18 protein-coding genes are annotated in these 17,180 nt (G+C 67.7%); 5 read left to right on the top strand and 13 right to left on the bottom strand.

Going from position 1 to position 17,180, the window contains the following annotated elements:
* Positions 1 to 78, bottom strand: a 78-nt coding sequence (gene rpsU, locus ACE3UA_RS16530) for a 30S ribosomal protein S21 (RefSeq protein ID WP_374647136.1), incomplete at its 3' end; no start/stop codon positions are given.
* Between the two features lie 102 nt (positions 79 to 180).
* On the opposite strand from rpsU, the gene ACE3UA_RS16535 reads away from it, so the two are divergent.
* Together ACE3UA_RS16535 and ACE3UA_RS16540 are read left to right on the top strand one after the other, a co-directional pair.
* Complete coding sequence (locus ACE3UA_RS16535) at positions 181 to 852, top strand: COQ9 family protein (protein WP_374647079.1); 672 nt, start codon at positions 181 to 183, stop codon at positions 850 to 852.
* A gap of 21 nt (positions 853 to 873) precedes the next feature.
* On the top strand, positions 874 to 1,866 hold the full coding sequence (locus ACE3UA_RS16540) for an NAD(P)H-quinone oxidoreductase (protein ID WP_374647081.1): 993 nt from the start codon (positions 874 to 876) through the stop codon (positions 1,864 to 1,866).
* A 215-nt stretch (positions 1,867 to 2,081) separates the two neighbouring features.
* Here the strand turns inward: ACE3UA_RS16540 and ACE3UA_RS16545 are convergent, their stop codons facing one another.
* The gene (locus ACE3UA_RS16545) at positions 2,082 to 2,720 is read right to left on the bottom strand and encodes a ribonuclease T (protein ID WP_374647083.1); all 639 of its coding nucleotides are present in this window, start codon (positions 2,718 to 2,720) and stop codon (positions 2,082 to 2,084) included.
* A gap of 131 nt (positions 2,721 to 2,851) precedes the next feature.
* Here ACE3UA_RS16545 and ACE3UA_RS16550 point away from each other — a divergent pair, with 131 nt between their 5' ends.
* Complete coding sequence (locus tag ACE3UA_RS16550) at positions 2,852 to 3,598, top strand: DUF1013 domain-containing protein (RefSeq protein WP_374647138.1); 747 nt, start codon at positions 2,852 to 2,854, stop codon at positions 3,596 to 3,598.
* Between the two features lie 129 nt (positions 3,599 to 3,727).
* On the opposite strand, the gene ACE3UA_RS16555 is transcribed toward ACE3UA_RS16550, so the two are convergent.
* From ACE3UA_RS16555 to ACE3UA_RS16580, 6 genes are all read right to left on the bottom strand, one after another.
* Complete coding sequence (locus ACE3UA_RS16555; protein WP_374647140.1) at positions 3,728 to 5,152, bottom strand: gamma-aminobutyraldehyde dehydrogenase; 1,425 nt, start codon at positions 5,150 to 5,152, stop codon at positions 3,728 to 3,730.
* A 17-nt stretch (positions 5,153 to 5,169) separates the two neighbouring features.
* Entirely contained in the window at positions 5,170 to 5,988 is an 819-nt protein-coding gene (locus ACE3UA_RS16560; protein ID WP_374647085.1) for an ABC transporter permease, read from the bottom strand.
* Positions 5,978 to 6,919, bottom strand: a complete 942-nt coding sequence (locus tag ACE3UA_RS16565; protein ID WP_374647087.1) for an ABC transporter permease — start codon at positions 6,917 to 6,919, stop codon at positions 5,978 to 5,980. Before ACE3UA_RS16565 ends, ACE3UA_RS16560 begins: the two co-directional genes overlap by 11 nt.
* Entirely contained in the window at positions 6,916 to 7,902 is a 987-nt protein-coding gene (locus tag ACE3UA_RS16570) for an ABC transporter ATP-binding protein (RefSeq protein WP_374647089.1), read from the bottom strand. Before ACE3UA_RS16570 ends, ACE3UA_RS16565 begins: the two co-directional genes overlap by 4 nt.
* A gap of 101 nt (positions 7,903 to 8,003) precedes the next feature.
* A complete protein-coding gene (locus ACE3UA_RS16575; RefSeq protein WP_374647091.1) occupies positions 8,004 to 9,161 on the bottom strand; it encodes an ABC transporter substrate-binding protein in 1,158 nt (385 codons plus the stop codon).
* Positions 9,162 to 9,295: 134 nt separating this feature from the next.
* On the bottom strand, positions 9,296 to 10,213 hold the full coding sequence (locus ACE3UA_RS16580; protein WP_374647093.1) for a LysR family transcriptional regulator: 918 nt from the start codon (positions 10,211 to 10,213) through the stop codon (positions 9,296 to 9,298).
* Between the two features lie 167 nt (positions 10,214 to 10,380).
* Between ACE3UA_RS16580 and ACE3UA_RS16585 the strand changes: the two genes are divergently transcribed.
* Positions 10,381 to 10,815, top strand: coding sequence for a DMT family transporter (locus tag ACE3UA_RS16585; RefSeq protein ID WP_374647096.1), 435 nt, complete (start codon positions 10,381 to 10,383; stop codon positions 10,813 to 10,815).
* Here the strand turns inward: ACE3UA_RS16585 and ACE3UA_RS16590 are convergent.
* From ACE3UA_RS16590 to ACE3UA_RS16610, 5 genes are all read right to left on the bottom strand, one after another.
* Positions 10,812 to 11,132, bottom strand: a complete 321-nt coding sequence (locus tag ACE3UA_RS16590) for a hypothetical protein (RefSeq protein WP_374647098.1) — start codon at positions 11,130 to 11,132, stop codon at positions 10,812 to 10,814. The two genes, ACE3UA_RS16585 and ACE3UA_RS16590, sit on opposite strands and share 4 nt — an antisense overlap.
* Before the next feature lie 8 nt (positions 11,133 to 11,140).
* Complete coding sequence (holA, locus tag ACE3UA_RS16595; protein WP_374647100.1) at positions 11,141 to 12,154, bottom strand: DNA polymerase III subunit delta; 1,014 nt, start codon at positions 12,152 to 12,154, stop codon at positions 11,141 to 11,143.
* Positions 12,151 to 12,666 (bottom strand): LPS assembly lipoprotein LptE, encoded by a 516-nt coding sequence (gene lptE, locus ACE3UA_RS16600; RefSeq protein WP_374647102.1) that lies wholly within the window; start codon positions 12,664 to 12,666, stop codon positions 12,151 to 12,153. Before lptE ends, holA begins: the two co-directional genes overlap by 4 nt.
* A gap of 82 nt (positions 12,667 to 12,748) precedes the next feature.
* Positions 12,749 to 15,316, bottom strand: a complete 2,568-nt coding sequence (gene leuS, locus ACE3UA_RS16605; RefSeq protein ID WP_374647104.1) for a leucine--tRNA ligase — start codon at positions 15,314 to 15,316, stop codon at positions 12,749 to 12,751.
* 81 nt (positions 15,317 to 15,397) lie between these two features.
* A complete protein-coding gene (locus ACE3UA_RS16610) occupies positions 15,398 to 15,925 on the bottom strand; it encodes a DUF3576 domain-containing protein (RefSeq protein ID WP_374647106.1) in 528 nt (175 codons plus the stop codon).
* A 269-nt stretch (positions 15,926 to 16,194) separates the two neighbouring features.
* Between ACE3UA_RS16610 and ACE3UA_RS16615 the strand changes: the two genes are divergently transcribed.
* Positions 16,195 to 17,148: a porin gene (locus ACE3UA_RS16615; protein ID WP_374647108.1), complete on the top strand. Its 954-nt coding sequence runs from the start codon at positions 16,195 to 16,197 to the stop codon at positions 17,146 to 17,148.
* Positions 17,149 to 17,180: the final 32 nt, after the last annotated feature.

Below are 17,180 nucleotides of genomic sequence, written 5' to 3' on the forward strand. Positions count from 1 at the left end.
CACCCCTTCACGCTGAAGTTTCTTCTTCAGAGCACGGAGAGCCTGTTCGACGTTGTTGTCGCGGACGCTGACCTGCATGTGGTTGTCACCACCTTCCTAAGCTAGAGTTGCACTGACTTGTGCAGGCGGCCGCCCTATAGCAAGCATGACGCCACTTGTCCACCACGGAAGGATCAGGCCATGACCCAGGAACAGAAGGACCGCCTGCTCGACGCCGCGCTGGTGCATGTGCCCTTCGACGGCTGGTCCGACCGCACCCTGCGCGCCGCGGCTGAGGAGACAGGGGTCGCGCCGGGCCTCGCGCGGGCGCTGTTCCCGCGCGGCGGTGTCGATCTGGCGCTGGCCTACCACGCAAGGGGCGATGCGGCCATGGTCGCGCATCTGGCCGCGACCGATCTTTCCGCCCTGCGCTTCCGCGACCGGATCGCCCATGCCGTCCGCACCCGGCTCGAGCTTGCCGACCGCGAACTGGTGCGGCGCGGCTCCACCCTCTTTTCCCTGCCCCAGCACGCCGCCGACGGCGCGCGGGCGATCTGGTCCACCGCCGACCGGATCTGGACCGCGCTGGGGGATGGCTCGCAGGACCTGAACTGGTACACCAAGCGCGCCACGCTCTCGGCCGTCTACGGCGCGACGGTGCTGTTCTGGCTGGGCGACGACAGTTCCGACCACCACGCAACTTGGGAGTTTCTCGACCGCCGGATCGAGGGCGTGATGCGCTTCGAGAAGCTCAAGGCGGATTTCCGTGAAAATCCTTTGGGAAAAAAGCTGTTCTCCGGTCCGTTCAAGGTTATGGAAAACATCCGGGCGCCCAAGCCGCCCACCACCCTGCCCGGCCTGCGCCGGGACTGACCCTCAAGCCGGAACCGAGCCATGGCCCTGACCCACAGCATGCTTGCCGTCGAAATCTCCCAGCCCGGCGGGCCGGAGGTGTTGCAGCCGGTCTCGGTCCCCGTGCCGGTGCCGGGGCATGGCCAGATCATCATCCGCGTGGCCTGGGCCGGGGTGAACCGCCCCGACGCGCTGCAACGCGCCGGCCTGTATGCCCCGCCGCCCTCGGCCTCGCCGCTTCCCGGCCTCGAATGCTCCGGCACCGTGGTCGAGGTCGGGCCGGGCGCCACCCGCTGGCAGATCGGCGACCAGGTCTGCGCGCTCCTGCCCGGCGGCGGCTATGCCGAATACGTCGCCACACACGAAGCGCACGCGCTTCCGGTCCCGCGCGGCCTTTGCCTGCGTGAGGCCGCCTGCCTGCCGGAAACCTGCTTCACCGTCTGGTCCAACATCGTGATGCGCGGCGGCCTGCAGGCGGGCGAACGCTTCCTCGTCCATGGCGGCACCTCGGGCATCGGCACCACCGCGATCCAGATCGCCCGCGCCCTTGGCGCCCGCGTCTTCGCCACCGCCGGATCGGAAGAGAAGGTCCAGGTCTGCCGCGATCTCGGGGCCGAGGTCGCGCTGAACTACCGCAGCGAGGATTTCGTCCAGACCCTGCGCGAGGCGGGCGGCGCGAACCTGATTCTCGACATGGTCGGCGGCCCCTATCTCGAACGGAACCTGAAGGCGCTGGCCGACGATGGCCGCCTGGTGCAGATCGCCTTCCTGCAGGGCCCCAAGGTGACGGTCAACTGGGCCGAGCTGATGACCCGCCGCCTCACCTTCACCGGCTCCACGCTGCGCCCGCAGTCCGACCTGGCCAAGGCCCGCATCGCGCGCGAGGTCGAGACCCATGTCTGGCCGATGATCGAACGCGGCGCCTTCCGCGTCGTCATGGACAGCGAATACCCCCTGACCGAGGCCCCCGCCGCCCATTGGCGAATCGAGGCCGAGGGCCATGTCGGAAAGATCGTGCTGAAGGTCGAAAACTGAATGTGTCGACCGTTTGACGCTGCGGCATGCAATTGGCGCAACTTTCCCGCGCGGTTGTCATAAAGGTTTGCTAAACCCTGATTCAGGCGGGATCGGAATTCAGACGGAAGCCTCGGCCGGGCGGCAGATCCCCAGCTGTCCCCGGCATCGTGCATTGCAGGAATTCCTTGCTTCGACTTCCACCGGAAGCTTGTTTTTATGCGATCCCGCCGCTTCTATCGCACCGGCTCCAGCACCGCATCCGGCAGGCGGCAGTCGCGGGCCACGTCCGGTCCGCAGGCGCGTGGCTCCAGCTTTGGCGTCAGGCAGATCCGCGCTTCCTGGATCAGCCCGGCCTTGCAGGTGATGGTGATGCTGTCGGGGGAAAGCGCCGGGTTCGCCTCCAGGAACGCCGCCTCGATCACGGCTGCGGGCAGGGTCAGCGGCCGGTCCACGCGGGTGAAAAGCTTGGGAACCGCAATGCTTTCAAAGGCTTGCCGCGCCACCCGGTAATAGTCCCCGGCCGCCAGGCCCGAGCAGCGGCCATGTTTCTTCCACTGGTGGAACGCCTGCCCCGCGCCCCCCATGACATCCGCCATCGCCGCCGTCTCCGCCCGGCCCGGATCGCGCGCGCCGGTCCGGCAATAGCTGGGCCAGCCGTCCTCGTACTGCGGCCAAAGCCCGTGCAGCACGAAGGTCAGCCCCCGCCCCCGGTCGCATTGCGGATCGTCCCGCGCATCGCCCTCCAGCGCGCACCAGGCGGCGGACCAGGACAGCGACAGGACGTAATAGTCGAACGCGCCGGCCCGTTCGCCCTCGGCCCGGACCGCCTGCGACAGGCAGAACAGCGCAAGCACGGCCACCAGCTTCCGCATTTCCGCTTTTCCTCCCGTCGTTCTGGCCTTATATGGACGGGTGAATTCCCCGAAATCGTGGAACTCGCGGGCCCGGCCCGCAGCCGTTTTCCCGGCCCGGGAGAGATTTGTAAAGGAGAGATCCGATGTCGATGTCAAAGCCGCTCATGGCGAAGGCGACCGCCGTCTGGCTGGTCGACAACACGACCCTCAGCTTCGCGCAGATCGCCGACTTCTGCGGCATGCACGAGCTTGAGGTCCAGGGCATCGCCGACGGCGACGTCGCCACCGGGGTCAAGGGCTTCGACCCGATCGCGAACAACCAGCTCGACCCGGTCGAGATCGAGCGCGCCCAGGCCAACCCGCTTTACCGGATGAAGCTGAAGTTCAACGCCGCCGCCGTGGGCGAGGAAAAGCGTCGCGGCCCGCGCTATACCCCGCTGTCGAAACGCCAGGACCGCCCGGCCGCGATCCTCTGGCTGGTCAAGTTTCACCCCGAGCTTTCGGATGGCGCCATCGGCAAGCTGGTCGGCACCACCAAACCCACGATCCAGTCGATCCGTGAGCGCACGCACTGGAACATCGGCTCGATCCAGCCCATCGACCCGGTCGCACTCGGTCTCTGCAAGCAGTCCGAACTTGATGCCGCCGTCCAGGTCGCCGCCCGCAAGAAGGCCGCCGAAGGCTCGGTGATGACCGATGACGAGCGCCGCAAGCTCGTGTCCACCGAGCAGTCCCTCGGCATGGCGCCCGAGCCGAAGCTGCCCACGGGGCTCGAGGTTTTCGGCGACGAGGAGAAGGACGAAAGCTCGCCCGCCGATTTCTCGGATGCCGACAGCTTCTTCAACCTCCCCGCCGGCAGCCACGACGACGAGGACGAGGACGACTCGCACCGCTGATCCGGCGTCTGCTCGTATGAAGAAACCCCGGTCCAAGGCGGCCGGGGTTTTTCTTTGGTCCCCGCTCGTCGATGACTTCGTCACTCCTCGCTGCCGGCCGACGAGGAGACGAAGTCGAACGAGGAGGGGTCAGCCGTGCTTCACCATCACATGCCGGACGACCGTATAATCCTCCAGCGCATAGGCCGACATGTCCTTGCCGTAACCGGACTGCTTCAGCCCGCCATGCGGCATCTCATTGGTCAGCATGAAATGGGTGTTGATCCAGGTGCAGCCATAACGCAGCCGCGCGGCCGTCGCCATCGCCCGGCCCACATCCTTCGTCCACACGGATGACGCCAGCCCATAGTCGCTGTCATTGGCCCAGGTCACCGCATCCTCCACCTCGCTGAACGGCGTGACCGACACCACCGGGCCAAAGACCTCGCGCCGCACGATCTCGTCGTCCTGCTTCGCGCCCGCCACCACGGTGGGGCGGTAGTAGAAGCCCTGCTCCATCGCCTCGCCGCCGGTGGTGATCTCGACATGGTTCAGTTCGCGGGCGCGGTTGACGAAGCTCGCCACCCGGTCGCGCTGGCGCTGGCTGATCAGCGGGCCAATCTCGTTCGCGGTGTCGTCCTCGGCCCCCAGCGTGATCGAGGCGGCGGCGGAGGTCAGGTCGGCGACCAGATTGTCGTAGACCTTCTTGCCGGCATAGACCCGGCACGCAGCGGTGCAGTCCTGGCCCGCGTTGTAGAAGCTGAAGGCCCGCAGCCCCTCGACCACCTCGGACACGTCGGCGTCGTCGAACACGATCACCGGGGCCTTGCCGCCCAGTTCCAGATGGGTGCGCTTCACGGTCTTGGCGGCGGCGTCCAGCATCTTCTTGCCGGTCGCCACGTCGCCGGTCAGGCTGATCATGTCCACCTGCGGATGGTTGATCAGGTAGCTGCCCACCGTCTGCCCGCGCCCGGCGATCACGTTGACCACGCCTTCCGGCAGCACATCCGCCAGCACATGGGCCAGCTTCAACGCCGTCAGCGGCGTCTGCTCGCTGGGCTTGAAGATTACCGTATTGCCGCCCGCGATGGCCGGCCCCAGCTTCCAGGCCATCATCATCAGCGGATAGTTCCAGGGCGCGATCGAGGCCACCACCCCCACCGGGTCGCGGCGGATCATGCTGGTATGGCCCGACAGGTATTCCCCGGCCACCGTCCCGGTCATGCAGCGGACCGCGCCCGCGAAGTAGCGGAAGCAATCGACGATGGCCGGGATCTCATCGTTGCAGGCGGCGTTGATCGGCTTGCCGCAGTTCAGCGCCTCCAGCGCCGCGAAGGCTTCGGCCTCGGCCTCGATCCGGTCGGCGATCTGCAACAGCGCGGCAGACCGTTCGGCGGGCGTCGTCCGCGACCAGCCGTCGAAGGCCTTGCGTGCCGCCGCCACCGCCCGATCCACCTGCGCGGTCGAGGCTTCCGGTACCTCCAGGATCAGCCCGCCGCTGCGCGGGTTCAGGATGGATTCCTTCGCCTCCTGCCCGGCCTCGAAATCCGAGCCGATCAGAAGCCGGGTGTCGATCTTCATGGTCTGTCTCCCTATTTGCCCATGCCGGCGGTCTCGGAGCCGCCGCGGGTCAGGTAGTAGGCTGCAAGGATGGGGAAGAAGGTGGCCGCGAAGACCAGGATCGCGACGACATTGGTCACCGGCCGCTGGCGCGGGCGGATCAGCTCGTCCAGCATCCAGATCGGCAGGGTCTTGGCATCCGCGCCCGATCCGGCGGTGAAGATGGTCACGATCACCTCGTCGAAGCTCAGCGCAAAGGCCAGCATCCCGCCTGCCAGCAGGGCCGAGCCCATGTTGGGCAGAAGGACATGCCGGAAGGTCTGGAAGGCATTGGCGCCCAGGTCCGCCGACGCCTCCATGATCCCGCCCGACAGGCGGCGCAGGCGGGCGACGGCGTTGTTGTAGACGATGACGATGCAGAAGGTCGCGTGGCCAAGCACGATGGTCCAGGTGCTGAACGGGATGTCCATGACGCCGAAGGCCGACCGCAGCGCCATGCCGGTGATCACCCCGGGCAGCGCGATGGGCAGAAGGATCAGCAGGCTGATCTGGTCCCGCCCGAAAAACGCCGTCCGCGTCATCGCCGCCGCGACCAGCGTGCCCAGAACCAGCGCGATCGAGGTGGCGATGGCGGCAACCCGCAAGGACAGCCAGAGCGGCGGCCAGATGTCGGGCCGGTCGTTCCAGGCCACGCCGAACCACTCGGTCGTCAGGCCCGGCGGCGGGAACTGAAAGCTGCGCTCCTCGGTGGTGAAGGCATAGAGGAAGATCAGGAGGATCGGCAGGTGCAGGAACAGCAGGCCCCCGATGGCCGCCGCGCGCAGCGAGAGCGGGGAGCGGTCAGAGAGCATCGAACGCCCCCATCCGCCGCGCCAGCGCCAGATAGACCAGCATGATCCCGATCGGCACCACCGCGAAGGCCGCCGCCAGCGGTATGTTCCCGGCGGTGCCCTGCAACTGGTAGACCGCCATGCCGATGAAATTGGCCGAATTGCCGATGATCTGCGGAATGATGTAATCCCCCAGCGTCAGCGAGAAGGTGAAGATCGACCCGGCGATCACCCCCGGCAGCGCCAGCGGCAGGATCACCGTGCGGAAGGTCTGCGCCCTTGTGGCCCCCAGGTCGGCCGAGGCCTCCAGCATCGAGTTCGGCACCCGCTCCAGCGCGGCCTGCATCGGCAGGATCATGTAGGGCAACCAGATGTAGCAGAAGACCGCGAAGGTCCCGAGCGGCGAGGTCGAGAGCGAGGATCCCTCCAGCCCCGGGATCAACAGGAGCCCGTCGATGATCCAAGAGGTATGCGTCTGCTCGGCGGCCCAGCCGATGATGCCCTCCTTGGCCAGGATCAGCTTCCAGGCATAGACCTTGACCAGATAGCTTGACCACAGGGGCAGCATGACCCCCAGGTAGAAGGCGGCCTTCCAGTGGCCCTTCGCGTAGCGGGCGGCGTAATAGGCGATGGGGAAAGCCAGCGCGGCACAGGCCAGTGTCACGCAGGCGGCCATGATCACGGTCCGGACCAGGATGTCGAAGTTCGACGGGCGCAGCAGCTCGCCATAGGTCTTGAGGGTGAACTCCTCCTTCACCACGCCAGAGAATTCGTCGATCGAGTAGAACGACTGGAGGAGGAGCGCCGCGAGCGAGCCGAGGTAGACCACCCCGAGCCAGAGGAGCGGGGGCGTCAGCAGGATTGCCAGCAGCACCCGGGGATGGCGCCAGAACGTGCCGGTCAGCCGGTCGGCAAACCCGCGCGCGGGCAGGATGGCGGGGGCGCTGGTCATGCCGCGCCCATCAGGTGCAGATCCTTCGGATCAAAGGCGAAGGCCGTCGTCGCGCCTTCGGCAGGGACCGGCTGGCCGGCGGGGACCAGCGCCGCCACCTCGGTACCATTCGCCTCGATCACCACGCGCGTGCCCGAACCGAGGTAGCGCAACGCCTTCACCCTGCCCCGGACCGGGCCGGAGTCCGCAAGCCGCGTCGCTTCCGGCCGCAGCGAGGCCCATTGCTCCGGCCCCCCCAGAGCGCGGGTCAGGTCGGGCGGCAGCACGTTCGACGATCCGACGAAATCCGCCACGAAGCGGGTGGCGGGCCGGTCGTAGATGTCCTGCGGAGAGCCGATCTGGGCGATCCGGCCCTCGTTGAATACCGCCAGGCTGTCGGCCATCGACAGCGCCTCGTGCTGGTCATGCGTCACGAAGACGAAGGTCAGCCCCAGCCGCTTTTGCAGCGCCTTCAGCTCGTCCTGCATCGCCTCGCGCAGCTTCAGGTCCAGCGCGCCTAGGGGCTCGTCCAGCAGCAGCACGCGCGGTTCGTTCACCAGCGCCCGCGCCAGGGCCACCCGCTGCCGCTGCCCGCCCGACAGTTGCGCCGGCTTGCGGTCGCCATAGGCGTCCAGCTTGACCAGCGCCAGCATCTCCTCGGCCCTGGCATGGCGGGCCGCCCGGCCCATGCCCTTGACCATCAGCCCATAGGCCACGTTGTCGCGCACGTTCATGTGCGGGAACAGCGCATAGTCCTGGAACACCGTGTTCACGTTGCGCAGATGCGGCGGGGTGGCAGAGACATCCTCGCCGAAGATGCGGATCGCCCCGCCCGTCGGCTTCTCGAAGCCCGAGATCAGCCGCAGGCAGGTGGTCTTGCCCGATCCCGATGGCCCGAGCATGGCGAAGAACGACCCCTCGGCGATGGTCAGATCGACGCCATCGACGGCTTTCACGGGGCCGAAATGGCGCGAGACATTCTGGAATTCGACGGCTGAGGTCATGGAGCATCCGTAGGGTGGGTGAAACCCACCGTTGCAAAGCGGTGGATTTCACCCACCCTACAATCGCCCCCGCCCGGTCAGGGGCGGGGGCAGAAGATGGCTTAGCGCCCGCCGATCACGCCGATATAGTCGCTGACCCAGCGGTAATAGGGCACGCAGGCGCCCTCGCCCTGCGAACAGTTCGACACCGGGGTGGTCCAGAACCGGATCTTGTCGAAATCGTCCATCCCGTTCGCGGTGCAGCTTTCCGCCGTCGACATGCCGCGGCCGTCGGTGCAGGCGGCCGGAACGCTCGGGTTCGCGCCGAACCAGACCGCAAGGTCGGCCTGCAGGTTCGAGGCCAGCGAATGTTCCATCCACAGATAGGCGCAGGTCGGGTTCTTCGCATCGACATGCATCATCGTGGTGTCGGCCCAGCCCGTCGCGCCCTCCTCCGGGATGGTCGAGGCGATGGGCTGCCCGTCCGCCTTGAGGAGGTTGACCTGGAACGGCCAGGAGCCCGAGGCGACCACGCCTTCGTTCTTGAAGTCGTCGATCTGGATGAAGGCGTCGTGCCAGTAGCGGCTGACCAGGTTGCGCTGGGCGCGCAACAGGTCGAGCGCGGCCTTGTACTGGTCCTCGTTCAGCTCGTAGGGCGAGGTGATCCCCAGTTCCGGCTTGTGCGCCATCAGGTATTGCGCGGCGTCGGCGATGTGGATCGGCCCGTCATAGGCCTGCACCCGGCCCTTGTTCGACTTGCCGTCGGGCAGGTCCATCTCCTCGAACACCACGTTCCAGCTGGTCGGCGGCTCCTTGAAGACCTCGGTGTTGTACATCAGCACGTTCGGCCCCCACATGTAGGGCACGCCGTAATGCACCCCGTCCACCGTGTGCCAGGCGGCGTTCTGCAGGCGCTCGTCCACCGTCTTCCAGGACGGGATCAGGTCGGTGTTGATCGGTTGCACCCGGTCGCCCGCCACCAGCCGCAGCGAGGCGTCGCCCGAGGCGGTCACCAGGTCGAACCCGCCCTCGTTCATCAGCGCCACCATCTCGTCCGAGGTGTTCGCGGTCTTGACATTGACCTTGCAGCCCGAGGCTTCCTCGAACTTCGTCACCCAGTCGAAGGCCTTGTCGGTCTCGCCCCGCTCGATATAGCCGGGCCAGGCGACGATGCTGACCTGGCCCTCGGGGGCGCCAAGCTCGGTCACCTGGGCCAGCGCGGGGGTGATCCCGGTCAGCGCGCAGAGCGCGGTGGTGGCCATCAGCTTCAAATTCTTCATCGACAAACTCCCTTTGGAATGGGCCGCAGGCAGCGCGGCACGCCGGTGTTCCGGTCATGTCAGGCAGGCTAGCCAGCGCGGCAGAAATCGCAAATGCAAAAACTGGATGCGCGCTATCTGTTTTTCCGATGGGTCTACGGCGCGGCCCCGCTCCGGGCGGGAAGCCCGACCTGGGCCGAGCGGACGAAATTATGCGCCGGCACCGAAAGCGGCGCGCCCTTGCGCCAGGCCAGCCCGACCTGGACCGAGGGCAGGTCGCCCGAGACGTCGCGGATCTCGATCCGGTCGCCTTCCAGCGACCAGGGCCGGTAGACCAGCCCCGGCAGAATCGCGAGGCCCGATCCGGTGGCCACCAGCGAACGCACCGCCTCGACGCTGCGGGTGCGGAAGGTGATCTGCGGCTTCACGGGCAGGGCCGCGGTCAGGCGGCGGGTCGATTCCTCGATCTCGTCCACCATCAGCTGGATCAGCGGCTGGCCCGCCAGCTCCTCCAGCGTGATGGTCTCCTGCTGCGCCAGCGGATGCCCCAGCGGCAGCCACAGCCGATAGGGCGAGACGAGCAGCGTCTCGAGGTTCAGCGCCAGCCGGTCCTTGACCGACGAGGTCAGCAGCACCGCCACATCCAGCTCGCCGCCGATCAGCAGGTGCTGGAGATAGTCGCCGTTGTCCTCGATGACGTTCAGCTCGACCTGCGGGAAGGCGCGGCGGTAGCGGGCCAGGATGTCCGAGAGGACATAGCCCGCGACCAGGCTGGTCACCCCCAGCGACAGCCGCCCGGTCGCGGCCTCGGCCTCCTCCTGGAAGGCGCTGCGGGCGGTGGCCACATCGGCCAGGATCTTGCGCGCATGGCGCAGGAAGGCCGAGCCCTTGTGCGTGATCATCAGCCCCCGCGCCTGCCGGTCGAAGAGCGTCACGCCCAGGTCGTCCTCCAGGCTGCGGAGCGCCTCGGTCACCGAGGACTGGCTGATCGACAGCGCCCGCGCCCCGCCCGAGACCGACCCGGCCTCGGCGACGGCGACGAAGAACTGAAGCTGGCGGAGCGTGAAGGCCATCGCGGTTTCCTGTGGTCGGCCGCCGGGGGTTCACACCCCGGACCCCCGTGGCGTATTTCTCCAGGAGGAAGACCAGGGCGCAGTCTGCGCATTCCCGGCACAAGGGCAAGGGTTGTTGCCGGGGCGACGGCGTGGTTCAGTCGGCGCGGCAGAAGATGGAGGCGCGCATGTGGTGGGCAGTGGCGGCGGTGGTCCTGGGCGGGGTGGCGATCGCGGTGCAGGCCCCGATCAACGCGGCGCTGGGGCGTGGATTGGGCGCGCCGGCCCCGGCGGCGGCGGTGTCCTTCGGGGTGGGCTTCCTGGTGCTGCTGGCGGTCTCGGTCCTGCAGGGTCAGGGGCCGGCCTATCTGCGGCTGGCGCAGGTGCCGGGCTGGACGCTTCTCGGCGGGATCCTCGGCGCCTGGTATGTCTTCGCCTCGATCTGGGGCGTGTCGTCCCTGGGCGTGGTCACCCTGGTCGCCGCCCTGATCCTGGGCCAGATGGGCGCGGCCCTGGTGATTGACGCGACCGGAGTCCTGGGCATGGCGGTGCGCGAGGTCACCCCCACGCGGATCGCCGCGGCAGGGCTGGTCCTCGCCGGGCTCCTTTTGTCGCGGCTTTAGCCCCAGCGCGCCGAATCGAGTGCGACCCAGCCCGGCGGCAGCGGCGGCGCGGGGCTTCCGTCCTGCCAGAACTCCAGCCGCAGGTGGTCGGGCAGCGTCGGCGCATCGGCCGCCGCCACCAGCGTCCACTGCATCCGGAACCCGTCCAGCAGCAATCCCTCGGCGTAGAAGGCGATCTCCTCGGCCTCCAGCGCCTCCGAGGGCGAAGCCTCCCAACCTTCGGCCCCGCCCCAGAACACCAGCCCCTCCAGCGCCTTCAGCTTGCGGGCATGGCGCGCCAGCGGCGCCAGGAAAGCCTCGATCGCGACGGGGTCCATCTTCCCTCCTAGCGCCGCATCATCGCGATGCGGATCAGCGCGCGTTCCATCAGCGCCATCCCCGGCGCCCTGCTGGCCGAGCGCAGCGTCAGGTCGGTCTCGACCAGCACCGCGACCGCCGCCTCCAGCGCCCGCATGCCCCATTGCCCGGCCTGACGCCCCATCGCGTCCTTCTGCTTGAAGTTCACCCGCGCCTTCTGGATCCCGACCCCCGGCCCCTGCGGATCGCAGACCGCGCCGTGCAGCACCCGGAAATGCCGAAGCGCCGCGATGCAGATCGTCACCGGCAGCACGCCCTGCCCCTCCAGCCGCCGGAACAGGGGGCCGATCGCCTCGCGCCGCGCCTCGGCCACCGCGCCGACCAGATCGTCGACCTCGGCCTCGATCGTCGCCGGGGCCATCGCCGCCACATCCGCCGGCGTCAGCGGCGAGGCATCGCCGTATTTGTACAGCGCGATCTTTTCCAGCGTCTGCCGGAAATCGCCCGGATCCAGCGCGCGCGCCAGCATGTTCAGGTCCGCCATCGCCTCGCGGCCGATGTCCACCAGACCCGCGGCCTTCAGCGCCGCCTCGATCTCCTCCCGCCCCGGAGGCTCGTCGTAAAGACCGATGCAGACGGCGGCGGGATGCTTCTCGAACAGGGTCTTCAGCGCCGACTTGCCCGTCAGGTTGCCCGCCGTGACCACGATCACCGCATCGCCCGGCTTCCATTCCTTCAAGGCAACGGCTACGGTCTCGGCCAGCCCGTCCGTCGCCTCCTCGACAAAGGCCACCCGGGGGCCCGGAAAGAACCCGACCTCCTTGATCGCATCCAGCAGCAGGCTGCCATCCTTGCGCAGGTCCGCCCCCGACATCCGCGACAGCCGCATCTCGGCCTCGCCCTGGGGGCCGACCAGGGCGGCAATCGCCTCCTGCCGCTTCAGCGCCACCCGCATCGCATCGGCGCCGAACACCAGCAGGCCGGGACGCGCGGGATCGGGCTTCGCACAATAGCGGGCGGCCTCGGCCCCCTTCAGGATCATGGCAGGCTGGCCGAGACGGCGATCAGGCGGGCGACGATCTGGTCGGCCAGGATCCGCATCAGCCGCAGCGCGGCGTCTTCCTCGGCCGCCAGCCCGGCGACGGTCGAGCCGGTGGCGGAATAGGCGGTGAAATTCTGCACCCGTCCGCCCGCGACCCGGGTGCCGGTCGCACGCTCGGTCAGGGTGTAATCGACCACGCCCTTCAGGTTGTAGCGGGTGATCTGGCTTTCCTCGGTCACGCCGACGCCCACCGCTTCGGTGGTGATCACATAGGCCAGGTCATAGCGGACCACCTCTGGCCGACCCAGCCGCTCCTCCAGCCGCTCGACCAGGTCGAATCCGGCCTTCGTGTCCGGGTCCTGCACCCAGATCGTGCCCAAAAGCCGGTCCGCCCCGCCGCCGGGCGCATAGGCCGGGGTAAAGCCGCAAGCCGCCAGCGCAAGCGGGGCGAGGATGAGGAAGCGACGCGAAAGCCGTGCGCCGGATGCCGCGCGGGGAAAGGGAGGCGCCATCTCCGAAGCGCCGCGCTGGATGACGGGCGCGACAGGCCCCCTCCCCCTTTCGTGGGGAAGGGATCGGGTGGGGGGGATGGTCCTAGACGACGACATTGATGATGCGGCCCGGCACGACGATGATCTTCTTCACCGGCTGCCCGGCAAGGAACTTCAGCACATCCTCGTTCGCCAGCGCAATCTTTTCAATCTCGGGAATCGCCATGTCCTTCGGCACGCCGATTTCCGCCCGGCGCTTGCCGTTGATCTGGATCGGCAGCACCACGGTGTCCTCGACCAGAAGCGCCGGGTCCGCCTTGGGCCAGGGCGCCTTGGCGCAAAGGCCTTCGCCGCCCTGATAGCTCCAGATCGACTCCGCGATATGCGGCGTCATCGGCGAGGTGAGCTGCGCCAGCGTGCGGATCGCCTCCTTCATCACCGGGGTCGAGGCATTGGCCTTGGCGATGGTGTTGGTAAAGGCATAAAGGCTGGCAATCGCCTTGTTGAAGGCAAAGCCCTCGATCCCCTTCGTCACCTCGTCGATGGCCCTGGCCGTCGCGCGGCGCAGGGCATCGTCGCCCGCGTCCCCGCCTTGTCCGACATGGTCCGCCGGCATCTCGCCGATGCGGCTGCACAGAGCCCAGACCCGCGCCAGATGCTTGTGCGCGGCCTCCGCCCCGGCGCTGGTCCATTCCACGTCGCGCTCCGGGGGCGAGTCCGACATCACGAACCACCGCGCCGTATCCGCCCCGAACGAGGCGATGATATGCATCGGATCGACCACGTTCTTCTTCGACTTCGACATCTTGGCCGAGGGGATGACCTCGACCCTGGTCCCGTCCTTCAGCGTCGCCCCGGACTCGCTGCGGATGACATCCTCGGGCAGGTGATAGACCGGCCGACCCTGGGCATCGGTGGTCTTGTAGATCTCGTGCGTCACCATGCCTTGGGTGAACAGCGCGCTGAACGGCTCCACCGCCTTGACGGGCAGGTGGCCGGTCTTGTGCATCGCCCGTGCGAAGAAGCGGGAATAGAGCAGATGCAGGATCGCATGCTCGATCCCGCCGATATACTGGTCGACGTTCATCCAGTATTCCGCCTCCGCCGCCACGGTCGGCGTCGTCGCGCGGGGGGCGGTGAAGCGGGCATAGTACCAGGACGAATCGACGAAAGTGTCCATCGTATCCGTCTCGCGCTTCGCGGGCTGGCCGCAGGCGGGGCAGGGCACGTCGCGCCAGGTGGGATGCCGGTCCAGCGGGTTGCCCGGCTTGTCGAAGCTCACGTCATAGGGCAGCTCGACCGGCAGGTTCTCCTTCTTCTCCGGCACCACGCCGCAGGAGGGGCAATGCACCACCGGAATCGGGCAGCCCCAGTAGCGTTGCCGCGAGATCCCCCAGTCGCGCAGGCGGAACTTGGTGACGCCCTTGCCATAGCCCTGCGCCTCGGCATGCGCGATCGCCGCCGCCACGCCCTCGTCCCCGGTCTGCACCTCGGCCCCGGCGAAGCCCCGGACGTAATGCACCTTCTCCGACTTCATCGGCACGAAAGCCTCGGCCAGGGTCTTGTCCGCCTCGCCCTCGGCCACGAAGACCGCCTTGATCGGCAGCCCGTATTTCGTCGCGAAATCGAAATCGCGCTGGTCATGCCCCGGGCAGCCGAAGATCGCGCCGGTGCCATAGTCCATCAGGATGAAGTTGGCGATCCAGACCGGCAATTCCCACGCCGGATCAAGCGGATGCTTCACCCGGATGCCCGTGTCGTAGCCGATCTTCTCCGCCGTCTCGATCTCCTCGGCGCTGGTCCCGCCGCGGCGGCACTTCGCCACGAACTCCGCCACCGCCGGATCGCCCTCCAGCGCCTTCGCCAGCGGATGGTCCGGGCTGATCGCCGCGAAGGACGCCCCCAGCAGCGTGTCCGGCCGCGTCGTATAGACCTCCAGCCGCTCGAACCCCGCCGGAGCCCCCACCGTCTCGAAGGCGAACTGCAACCCGCGCGACTTGCCGATCCAGTTCGCCTGCATCAGCCGCACCTTCTCCGGCCAGTCCTTCAGCCCGTCTAGCGCCTCCAGCAACTCCTCCGAGTAATCGCTGATCTTGAAGAACCACTGCACCAGCTCGCGCCGCTCGACCGCAGCCCCGGACCGCCAGCCCTTGCCGTCGATCACCTGCTCGTTGGCCAGCACCGTCATGTCCACCGGGTCCCAGTTGACCACGGCGGCCTTGCGGTAGACCAGCCCGGCCTCCATCATGTCCAGGAACATCGCCTGCTGCTGGCCGTAATATTCCGGGTCGCAGGTCGCCAGTTCGCGCGACCAGTCGATGCTCAGCCCCAGGGGCTTCATCTGCGCCTTCATGTCGGCGATGTTGCCGTAGGTCCAGTCCTTCGGATGGCCGCCCCGCTCCATCGCCGCGTTCTCGGCCGGCATCCCGAAGGCGTCCCAGCCCATCGGATGCAGCACCGAATAGCCCTGCGCCGCCTTGGTCCGCGCCACCACGTCGCCCATGGTATAGTTGCGCACATGCCCCATGTGGATCCGCCCCGACGGATAGGGGAACATCTCCAGCACGTAATACTTCGGCCGCGAGGGGTCGCGCAGGGCGGCGAAGGCCTGGGCCTTGTCCCATGCCTCCTGCCATCTGGGTTCGATCACCGAAGGGTCATAGCGCGACATCTGGGGGCCCCCTGCAACAGTCCGCGCGGAATTACACCGCCGGCCGCGGGAAGGTCCACCCCCCCAGACGCTTCGCCTGCGTCAAAGCTTGCTGTCGCGCACCCGCAGCTGCCGCGCCCGGGTCAGGATCGCGTCCTCGACCGCCCGCACCGTCTCCGGGGCCACCGCGCCGCCGCCCTGGCCCTGCAGCGCCACCTTCAGGCTGCGCGCATCCAGCGCCGGGTCCTGCACATAGATCGTCGCGCGATAGGCCCGCCCGCCGCCGGGGGGCCGCCCGTAGCCGGTCACGATCACGCCGGTGAACGGGTCCACCGATTCGATCGGCAGGAAGTTCAGCACTTCCAGGCTGGCCTGCCAGATGTATTTGTTGACCTCGACCGTCGTGTTCGGATCATCCGCGTTCGAGAACAGGTCCCACAGGCTGGAGCCCTTCTTCTTCTCGCCCGTCGCCGCCTCGATGTTGGCGCGCTGCTCGTCGGCCAGCGCCCTCTGCGCCGCCTTCGACTCGGAGGAGCCGCCCCGGTTGAACAGCCCGCCGCCACCGCAGGCGGACAAGGTGGCGACCAGCGCGGTTGCCAGTGCAATGCGTGCGACCTGCTGCAAGTTCATCCGTCCACCCTGCCGTTCCGTGACCTGCTGTCTAGCCCAGCGCCCCCCGCCTGCCAAGGGCTTTCGCCCGCGCGCCCGCGCCACCTGCTCCTGCTTCGCGCCCCGCCCGACCTGTGGCCCCGACCTGTGGCATAGCTGCACCACGTCCGGGGCGTTTTGCGGCAAGCGGGCCGTTGGCGTTGCAATCCGGGGTGGGGCGGGTGAAATACGGCTCATTCCCCTGCGGATTCCCCTGCGGCGGGCTTAACCTTAAGGAAAGAGGGAAAAACATGAAAAAGGTTCTCCTCGCGTCCAGCGTCCTGGCCCTGTCGGCAGGCTTCGCTTCCGCGGAAATCACCTTCTCCGGCTCGGCCGTCATGGGTGTGGGCGACAACGGCGACAGCCTCGACAACAGCGCCCGTTCGGTCATGGAAACCTACCTGACCGCCACCGCTTCGGGCGAAACTGACACCGGCCTCTCCTTCGGCTTGGAGTCGACCTTCGCGACCTACACCACCGATGACGAAGAGTTCACCGACGACGGCACCTCCGTCTTCATCTCGGGCGCTTGGGGCAAGCTCTCGATGGGTGATGTCACCGAAGCCGACGAAATGCCGGGTTCCTTCTCCGACATCGGCGGCCTGTCGGGCCTCGGCGTTGACGACGTTGCCGAAACCTACACCGGCGACGAGGCTGCCGGCGAGTTTGACCGTGAATCGCACGACGTGAACTACACCTATTCGGGTGGCGCTCTGACCGCCGCGATCTCGGCCCAGATCGGCGCGCAAGGTGACTTGGACGGCGAAGGTGACGGCTACGCTCTCGGCCTGAAATACTCGTTCGGCGACGCCTATGTCGGCATCGGCTACAACGACGATGGCGTTGACGCCTACACCGACGTTGCCGGCTCTGCGACCACGCTCTATGCTGGCGGCACCTTCGGCGCCTTCGGCGTCAAGGCGATGTACACCGACTTCAGCGCCGACACTGGCAGCATCCTTCCCGATGGCGAAGCCTTCGGCCTGCACGTCAGCTACACCGTCGAAGCTCTGACCCTTATGGCTCAGTACGCTCAATCTGACGCTGAGAACCCGGTTTCGTTCGAAAACTACGAAGCCTTCGGCGTGGGCGCTGCCTACGACCTCGGCGGTGGCGCCTCGGTGGTCGGCGGTGTTGCCCAGATCACCGACTGGGATCGCGACGACGAAACCGTCTGGGAAGCCGGCTTCAGCTTCTCGTTCTGATCCTTCGGGACCGGACGATACGGAAAGAGCGG

The sequence above is a fragment of the Tabrizicola sp. genome (genome assembly GCF_041919135.1).
GTDB lineage: Bacteria > Pseudomonadota > Alphaproteobacteria > Rhodobacterales > Rhodobacteraceae > Tabrizicola.

What these genes read in the sequence shown, in the direction of transcription:
- ACE3UA_RS16610 (WP_374647106.1), bottom strand. Translation starts at nt 15,925, where the DNA reads ATGAACTTGCAGCAGGTCGCACGCATTGCACTGGCAACCGCGCTGGTC.
- holA (WP_374647100.1), bottom strand. Translation starts at nt 12,154, where the DNA reads ATGATCCTGAAGGGGGCCGAGGCCGCCCGCTATTGTGCGAAGCCCGAT.
- lptE (WP_374647102.1), bottom strand. Translation starts at nt 12,666, where the DNA reads ATGGCGCCTCCCTTTCCCCGCGCGGCATCCGGCGCACGGCTTTCGCGT.
- ACE3UA_RS16535 (WP_374647079.1), top strand. Translation starts at nt 181, where the DNA reads ATGACCCAGGAACAGAAGGACCGCCTGCTCGACGCCGCGCTGGTGCAT.
- ACE3UA_RS16540 (WP_374647081.1), top strand. Translation starts at nt 874, where the DNA reads ATGGCCCTGACCCACAGCATGCTTGCCGTCGAAATCTCCCAGCCCGGC.
- ACE3UA_RS16560 (WP_374647085.1), bottom strand. Translation starts at nt 5,988, where the DNA reads ATGCTCTCTGACCGCTCCCCGCTCTCGCTGCGCGCGGCGGCCATCGGG.
- ACE3UA_RS16565 (WP_374647087.1), bottom strand. Translation starts at nt 6,919, where the DNA reads ATGACCAGCGCCCCCGCCATCCTGCCCGCGCGCGGGTTTGCCGACCGG.
- ACE3UA_RS16615 (WP_374647108.1), top strand. Translation starts at nt 16,195, where the DNA reads ATGAAAAAGGTTCTCCTCGCGTCCAGCGTCCTGGCCCTGTCGGCAGGC.
- ACE3UA_RS16575 (WP_374647091.1), bottom strand. Translation starts at nt 9,161, where the DNA reads ATGAAGAATTTGAAGCTGATGGCCACCACCGCGCTCTGCGCGCTGACC.
- ACE3UA_RS16550 (WP_374647138.1), top strand. Translation starts at nt 2,852, where the DNA reads ATGTCAAAGCCGCTCATGGCGAAGGCGACCGCCGTCTGGCTGGTCGAC.
- leuS (WP_374647104.1), bottom strand. Translation starts at nt 15,316, where the DNA reads ATGTCGCGCTATGACCCTTCGGTGATCGAACCCAGATGGCAGGAGGCA.
- ACE3UA_RS16570 (WP_374647089.1), bottom strand. Translation starts at nt 7,902, where the DNA reads ATGACCTCAGCCGTCGAATTCCAGAATGTCTCGCGCCATTTCGGCCCC.
- ACE3UA_RS16580 (WP_374647093.1), bottom strand. Translation starts at nt 10,213, where the DNA reads ATGGCCTTCACGCTCCGCCAGCTTCAGTTCTTCGTCGCCGTCGCCGAG.
- ACE3UA_RS16590 (WP_374647098.1), bottom strand. Translation starts at nt 11,132, where the DNA reads ATGGACCCCGTCGCGATCGAGGCTTTCCTGGCGCCGCTGGCGCGCCAT.
- ACE3UA_RS16585 (WP_374647096.1), top strand. Translation starts at nt 10,381, where the DNA reads ATGTGGTGGGCAGTGGCGGCGGTGGTCCTGGGCGGGGTGGCGATCGCG.
- ACE3UA_RS16545 (WP_374647083.1), bottom strand. Translation starts at nt 2,720, where the DNA reads ATGCGGAAGCTGGTGGCCGTGCTTGCGCTGTTCTGCCTGTCGCAGGCG.